General features: G+C 68.9%; 7 protein-coding genes. All 7 read right to left on the bottom strand.

Annotation, left to right across the window (positions count from 1 at the left end; genetic code table 11):
- Positions 1–3 precede the first annotated feature (3 nt).
- From U9980_RS07040 to U9980_RS07010, 7 genes are read right to left on the bottom strand one after another with little or no spacing between them, the layout of a single operon-like run.
- Positions 4–1,209 (bottom strand): amidohydrolase family protein, encoded by a 1,206-nt coding sequence (locus U9980_RS07040; protein ID WP_322767191.1) that lies wholly within the window; start codon positions 1,207–1,209, stop codon positions 4–6.
- Positions 1,206–1,634 carry a Zn-ribbon domain-containing OB-fold protein gene (locus U9980_RS07035; RefSeq protein ID WP_322751469.1) on the bottom strand — a complete coding sequence of 143 codons (429 nt, stop codon included), beginning with the start codon at positions 1,632–1,634 and terminating at the stop codon, positions 1,206–1,208. The genes U9980_RS07040 and U9980_RS07035 overlap by 4 nt, the downstream gene beginning before the upstream one ends.
- Positions 1,631–2,869, bottom strand: coding sequence for a thiolase family protein (locus U9980_RS07030; protein WP_322751468.1), 1,239 nt, complete (start codon positions 2,867–2,869; stop codon positions 1,631–1,633). The genes U9980_RS07035 and U9980_RS07030 overlap by 4 nt, the downstream gene beginning before the upstream one ends.
- Positions 2,859–3,746: an enoyl-CoA hydratase gene (locus tag U9980_RS07025; RefSeq protein WP_416210176.1), complete on the bottom strand. Its 888-nt coding sequence runs from the start codon at positions 3,744–3,746 to the stop codon at positions 2,859–2,861. Before U9980_RS07025 ends, U9980_RS07030 begins: the two co-directional genes overlap by 11 nt.
- Complete coding sequence (locus tag U9980_RS07020) at positions 3,695–4,084, bottom strand: nuclear transport factor 2 family protein (RefSeq protein ID WP_322767190.1); 390 nt, start codon at positions 4,082–4,084, stop codon at positions 3,695–3,697. Before U9980_RS07020 ends, U9980_RS07025 begins: the two co-directional genes overlap by 52 nt.
- A gap of 1 nt (position 4,085) precedes the next feature.
- The gene (locus tag U9980_RS07015; protein WP_322767189.1) at positions 4,086–5,339 is read right to left on the bottom strand and encodes an amidohydrolase family protein; all 1,254 of its coding nucleotides are present in this window, start codon (positions 5,337–5,339) and stop codon (positions 4,086–4,088) included.
- Complete coding sequence (locus tag U9980_RS07010) at positions 5,323–5,763, bottom strand: hypothetical protein (protein ID WP_322767188.1); 441 nt, start codon at positions 5,761–5,763, stop codon at positions 5,323–5,325. The genes U9980_RS07015 and U9980_RS07010 overlap by 17 nt, the downstream gene beginning before the upstream one ends.
- Between the last annotated feature and the right edge of the window lie 441 nt (positions 5,764–6,204).

The following is a 6,204-nucleotide window of genomic DNA, read 5'->3' as shown; positions in this document are numbered from 1 at the left end:
CGCTCACGACGCGTCCGGCGGCTCGAGGCCGTACAGCGAGGCCGCGTTGGCGAAGACGACCTTGTGCAGCACCTCGGGCGACAGGCCGGCGAGGTTCTGGCACACGGTCTCGCGGGCCGAGGACGCCGGGCTGCTCGGCCCGGGGGCGAGGCCCGCCTCGTGCGGAAAGTCGGTCTCGAACATCAGGCTGTCCTGGAACTCCTCGAACAGCGGCACGCTGGAGCGCTCGTGCCAGAACGTGGCGTACATCTGACGGTGGAAGTACGTGCTCGGGCGGTCGCGCTCGGGGTACTCGGCGGCCGCACCCGACGTGAGCCACAGCCAGTCGAGGTTCTCGAGCAGATAGGGGAAGTACCCGAACCCGCTCTCCACGGACACGAACTTCAGCCGCGGGTAGCGGTGGCACACCCCGCCCATGATCACGTCGCTAACGGCCTGCGCCGAGCTGGCGAAGTGCGGAGCGCTCTTGCGGACGAACGCTAGGCGGTCGGTGCGCTCCGCGAGCGCCCGCTTCGTGAGCTTCGCCCAGGCGCGCTCGCTGGACTCCTTGTCCCGCTGGCCGAACCCGATGTGGAAGTTCATCGACAGCTCGAGGTCCTGGGCCGCCGACAGGACGGGCGCCCAGGACGCGTCCGCGATGTTCGGCAGCCCGAGCCGGTTGAACAGCGCCGCGAACAGGACGCCGCGGTGACCGAGGGCGCGGCAGCGCTCCATCTCGCGCACCGACGCCTCGACGTCCCAGAACGGCAGCATCATCAACGGCACGAGGCGCCGCGGGTCGGTGGCGGCGAACTCGGCGAGGAAATCGTTGTACGCCTCCACGCAGGTCGTGGCGAGCTCGGGGCCGAGCTCGGTGAGGAACGCGTGCGCGTCGAACGCGATGACGTTCGGGTACAGGACCTGGGCCCACACGCCGTACTGGTCGAGCCGCTCGAGCCGCGCCTTGGCGTCGAAGCACGCAGGGTCGGCGTCGGCGAGCGTCGGCGGGTGCGACGGGAAATGCTCTGGCCAGCCGGCGGAGCAGTACTCGCCGACCGCGGAGAGCAGGACGTCGCCTACCTTCCAGCGTGACTCACCGGCGCTCTCGTCCCAGACCACCTTCGGGATGGCGTCGCCGAGGCTGGCCGGCATGCGCGCGGTCCACAGATCCTCGGGCTCGGCGACGTGGCTGTCGACGTCGACGATCGGGACGTCCCGGACCGTGGTCATGCTCGCTCCTCTGCATCCACCGGTCGGAATACCGGCAAGTTGATCTCGGCCGTCAGTTCCTCGAAGGACACCTGGACGCGCAGCCCGATGCGGACGTCGCCCGGTGGGCAGCCGACGACACTGCTGAACATCGGGTAGCCCTCGTCGACTTCGATGATCGCCAGGACGCTCGGCACGGGGAACCCGGCCGACGGGGCGTCGTGAAGCACGGTGTAGGAGTACACCGTGCCGCGACCTTTGCTGCGCTGCCACGCGACGTCCGCCGACCGGCAGACGACGCACGCGCCCAGCGGCGGGAAGAACGCGGTCCCGCACTGCCCGCATCGCAGGTACAGCAGCTCGCCGCGCAGCGCCGCGTCCCAGTAGGGCTGCGACAGCTCCGTGGGCTGCGGCACCGGCCGCCCGGACCATGCCGTCAACGTCATGCCCGGCTCCCCAGGATCAGCGCCTCCACGTGGTGCGCGCCGGGCACGGAGTTCGTGCACACCGCCAGCTCGGCCGCCTCGACCTGCCGGTCGCCGCAGTCGCCGCGCAGCTGACGGGCACCTTCGATCACCTTCAGCAAGAGCTGGCCCATCGTCGACCACGCGTGGCTCAGCAGGCCGCCGTCGGTGTTGGTCGGAATCTTCCCGCCCAACGCGATCGCCCCGCTCTCGACGAACGGCCCACCCTCGCCCGGTCGGCAGAAGCCCAGCATCTCGAGGTTGCGGATCACCTCGAACGCCGTCGGGTCGTACACCGACAGCACGTCGATGTCGCCCGGCGTGATGCCCACCTGCGAGTAGGCCACCTTCATCCGGTCGCCCCCGAGGTTGCCGTTGACCCGGTTGAGAGCCGGGTTGTGGTGCGGGCCGTCGTCCATCTCCATGGCGCCGGCGAGGACGTACACCGGTGGTCGCTTGAGGTTGCGCGCCCGCTCGCCGCTCGTCAGGACGACGGCGACGCCGCACTGGCCGACGAGGCTGCACTCAAGCAGGTGGAGCGGCTCGGCGATCCACCGCGACGCGAGGATGTCCTCGACGGTGAAGGGGCCGCGACCGAAGTGCATGGCCTCGGGGTTGCGGTAGCCGTTGTTGCGGATCGTCGCCGCGACTTCGGCGATCTGTTCATGTGTCGTGCCGTAGTCGTGCATGTGGCGCATGGCGTTCAGGGCGAACCGATGGATCGCGCCGGAACCGCCGTATGGATGGTTGAACTCGAGAGCGGCGTGGGTGACGTCGCCGTGTCCGTCGCTACTCGTCGCTCCCGACACGAACTGCGGTCCGCCGTGGTGGATCGCGGCCATGCGGTCGCGACCCGACTGCGGCGGGCCGCCGGCGGTCGCCGTGGCAACCACCACCGTCTCGCACAGCCCGGCCTTGATGGCCGCCGCGGCGTTCAGCACGCCACGGATGCCGCCGACGTCGAGGCCCTCGTCGATCACCCAGTTCAACGTCACACCGAGCTGACGGGCCCAGTTCGTCGACCATGCCTGGTGCGAACCGCCAGGACCGGGCCACGTAGCGCACATGCCGTTGACGTCGCTCGGCTCGAGGCCGGCATCGTCAAGCGCTGCGAGTATGGACTTCAAGGTGAGGCTGGTGGCCGTCTCGTCGGGGATGTGCTTGGCCACCCTCGGCACGGCGACGCCGACGATGGCGACCGGATCATCACGAAGCACGGTCGCCTCCGGTTGAGCGAAGGTCGTCGAGACCGACGAGCATCGGGCTGCCACCCGTCATGTTGATGTTGTGGGCGTGTGCGAGCTGATGCAGGCTGAACGCGGCATCGATGCCCTGCTTCATCCCCATGGCGTCTTCCGCCTGGTTGACGGCCATCTTCGCGAGCGTGAGGCCGAAGCTGGGCATCGCGGCGATGCGCGCGGCAATGGCGAGGGTCTGCTCCTCGAGCTCGGCGGCGTCGAACACGCGGTTGACCATGCCGACCTCGTACGCGCGCTGGGCCGAGATGCGCTCGCCGAGGAACAGGAACTCACGAGCGAACCGGCTGCCGAGCGCCCAGGGGTGGCAGAAGAACTCGATGCCGGGGCAGCCCAGGCGCACGACGGGGTCGGCGAAGAACGCGTCTGACGACGCGATGATGAGATCGCAGGCCCATGCCAGCGCAAGTGCCCCGCCGACGCATGCCCCGTGCACCATCGCGATGACCGGCTTGGGCACCTCGCGCCACCGCCGGCACATCCCGAGGAACGCGTCCTGCTCGTAGGCCATGATCCACTCCGCGCCCGGTTTGCCGTGCGGATGGCCCCAGAGGGACACGGGGTCGTGGTCGTGGTCCTGGGGCACGTCGTGGACGTCGTGGCCAGCGGAGAAGTGCGGACCGGCGCCTCGGAGGACGGCCACCCGGGCCTCGTTGTCGCGCGAGAAGCGGTAGAAGCACCCGTCCAGGGCATAGGTCATGTCGGCGCCCTGGGCGTTGCGCCGATCGGGCCGGTTGAGCGTTATCAGCGCCACCGCCCCCCGGCGCTCGTAGCTGACGTCGTCGCTCACGGCTGCTCCCGACGGGGTGCGTGCGCCGTCCGACGCGCCACCCGCCATCCGCCGGCAGTGCGCACCAGCTCGTCGTGGTAGCTGGCGCTGCCGACGCGGCCCTTCGGCAGGAGCCCGATGTTCTTGCTGTAGGCCCGAGCCGTACCCGGCGCGTCGCCGTCGCTGACGACGATGTTGACGATGTTCACCGAGTACGGCTGCGTCCCGCCCTCGAACATGGTGCGGATCGCCTCGACGCCGGTCTGGCAGCCCTGGCCGAACGCGCCCGTGTCGAACACGGCGTCGGGGGTGAAGACGTCGGCCAGGTCGCCCCACGCCTGTCCGTCGACGATCTGGCCGTAGCGGCCCAGCACCTGGGTGATTTCGACGACGTCGGTCGCGTCCATGTCAGAACGCCTCCGGGTCGACCTGCACCGCGGCTGGAACCGGGTGCCGGAACAGTACCGAGGCGTTCCGCCAGGTGATCGATGCTGCCTCGTCCGCCGGAACCGCCGCGAGCGAGCGCTCGAGCACCGCCTGGGTGTCGGGCCACGTCGAGTCCGCATGCGGATAGTCGGACTCCACGACGATGTTCTCGACACCGATGCGATGCCGCATCTCGATACCCGACGGCTCGTCGATCGCGCAGAACCAGAAGTTGCGACGGACCAGCTCCGACGGCGTCAGCTCGCTGCCGGCGAACGTGGCGAACATGTCCTCGTATTTGCGCATGTGGTCGAGTCGGTCGAGCAGCGACGGCACCCAGCCGACACCGCCCTCCGACAGGCAGATCCTGATGCCGGGAAAGCGAAGCGGCACCTTGGCGAACAGCCAGTCGACCGCGGCCGCGATGTTCGACCCGAAGAGGACCGTGACGGCCTCGGGCGGCGCTTGCGGGGACGCGGTCGGCGTGGTTCCCGACGAGCCGAAGTGCAGGCAGACTACGGTCTCCGTCTCCTCGCACGCACGGAGGAAGGGGTCCCAGTAGTCGGAGTACAACGACGGCAGGCCCATCTTGTCGGGCGACTCCGTGAACGAGACGGCGCGGAAGCCACGCTCGGCGTTGCGGCGGATCTCCGCGGCTGCGACCTCCGGGTCGAGCAGCCACGGGATCTGCAGCGGGATGATGCGCCCCGGGTGCGCGGCGGCCCAGACCTCGAGGTGGTAGCTGTTCCACGCTCGAACGGTGGCGAGCGCGAGGTCGGCGTCGTGGCCGAGCTGTAGACGATAGCCGGAGAAGCCGGCGAGGAACGACGGGAAGTTCACCGACGCGAAGATCCCATTGAGGTCCATGTCATGCACGCGGGCGTCGATGTCCCACGCGCCGCGCCGCATCTCGTCGAAACGGGTGGGCTCCCAGCTGTACTCGGAGACGGGGCGGCCAGCCACGGCGTTGAAGCCGACGTTGGGCAGCTCGGCGCCGTCGTAGGCCCAGATCTCGCCGCCGTTGTCGGTGGTGACGACCCGAGGCGCCCGATCGGCGAGGGCCGACGGGAGACGCCCCACGAACATGTCCGGTGGTTCGACGATGTGGTCGTCGACGGAGATCACGGTGTATTTCCGGGGCCGGCGATCGGGCTCCGGTAAGAACGTCGGGCCTTCACTCGTGCCCTTTCGGGTGACGGTGAAGTCAGTCGTCTGGATCTCATCCAGCTTGACCATCGGGTCCCTCTCCCTGACGACGGTGCATTTCCGTGGAAAGCGCATCGACGGCGAGCTCGACGGCGCGAGCGTCGATCAGCGCAGCCAACTCGATGGCTCCCGCCTGCGCGAGCATCTGGGGAAGGCGAGAACGCAGACACCTCATCGCCCAAGGGACCATGGGACCGTTTGCGTCGGCGTCGAACGCGATCGCCCGGTTGCCGCCATCCACCGGGATGTAGTGGTAGTGCGGCGTCTGCGCGAAGCAATCGAAGCGCAGCAACTCCCTGTGCGTCGCCGATTCGCACACGTGGATCGACAGGCCGCCGTCGTCGGCGAACGCGCCGTCGTGCACGTCGTCGATGGCCGACGCCTCGCGCTGCCCGTCGGTGTATGCGGCCCGAACCGTAGCCTCGCCGAGCTCACGCTGCTCGAGCCCGAACATCACCGCCCCCGCAGGGAACCACCTCGTGCGTTCCTCGACCAGCGCTATCGGCGGCAAATCGTAGTCAAGCCCAAGTGTCAGACGCACCGATCTCCCTCTCGTCTCCCTACCGACCCCAGTTTGACTGATCAATCAGTCAAGAACAAGACGATTGAGCTGTTTGCCGCGATGGACGCGATGTCATGAGCGGAGACGCAACAGCGCCTGTACCAGTCGGCTGGGTTCACAGCGACGGTGTGCTCGCCGAGAACTTCATCCGCCCAGGTGGGGGCATCCGTCTCGGGGCGCGGCGGCCGTGGCTGGTGGTGGCGCCAGGCTCTCGCGGGGGCAGCCGACGACCGCGGCATGATGATCGGCCGTGCTGTTGCGACTGGCCTACCTGCGCGTGACGAACGCGTTCGCGGTGCTGCGCCTGCTGCCGAGGAGTGATCGGGACAAGGA

It is taken from the genome of Protofrankia sp. Cr1, from assembly GCF_963555865.1.
GTDB lineage: Bacteria > Actinomycetota > Actinomycetes > Frankiales > Frankiaceae > Protofrankia.
This window is presented reverse-complemented; position numbering and strand designations above follow the sequence as displayed.

Coding starts and splice junctions, on each gene's coding strand:
- U9980_RS07040 (WP_322767191.1), bottom strand. CDS start 1,209: ATGACCACGGTCCGGGACGTCCCGATCGTCGACGTCGACAGCCACGTC.
- U9980_RS07035 (WP_322751469.1), bottom strand. CDS start 1,634: ATGACGTTGACGGCATGGTCCGGGCGGCCGGTGCCGCAGCCCACGGAG.
- U9980_RS07025 (WP_416210176.1), bottom strand. CDS start 3,746: ATGGCGGGTGGCGCGTCGGACGGCGCACGCACCCCGTCGGGAGCAGCC.
- U9980_RS07020 (WP_322767190.1), bottom strand. CDS start 4,084: ATGGACGCGACCGACGTCGTCGAAATCACCCAGGTGCTGGGCCGCTAC.
- U9980_RS07015 (WP_322767189.1), bottom strand. CDS start 5,339: ATGGTCAAGCTGGATGAGATCCAGACGACTGACTTCACCGTCACCCGA.
- U9980_RS07010 (WP_322767188.1), bottom strand. CDS start 5,763: ATGTTCGGGCTCGAGCAGCGTGAGCTCGGCGAGGCTACGGTTCGGGCC.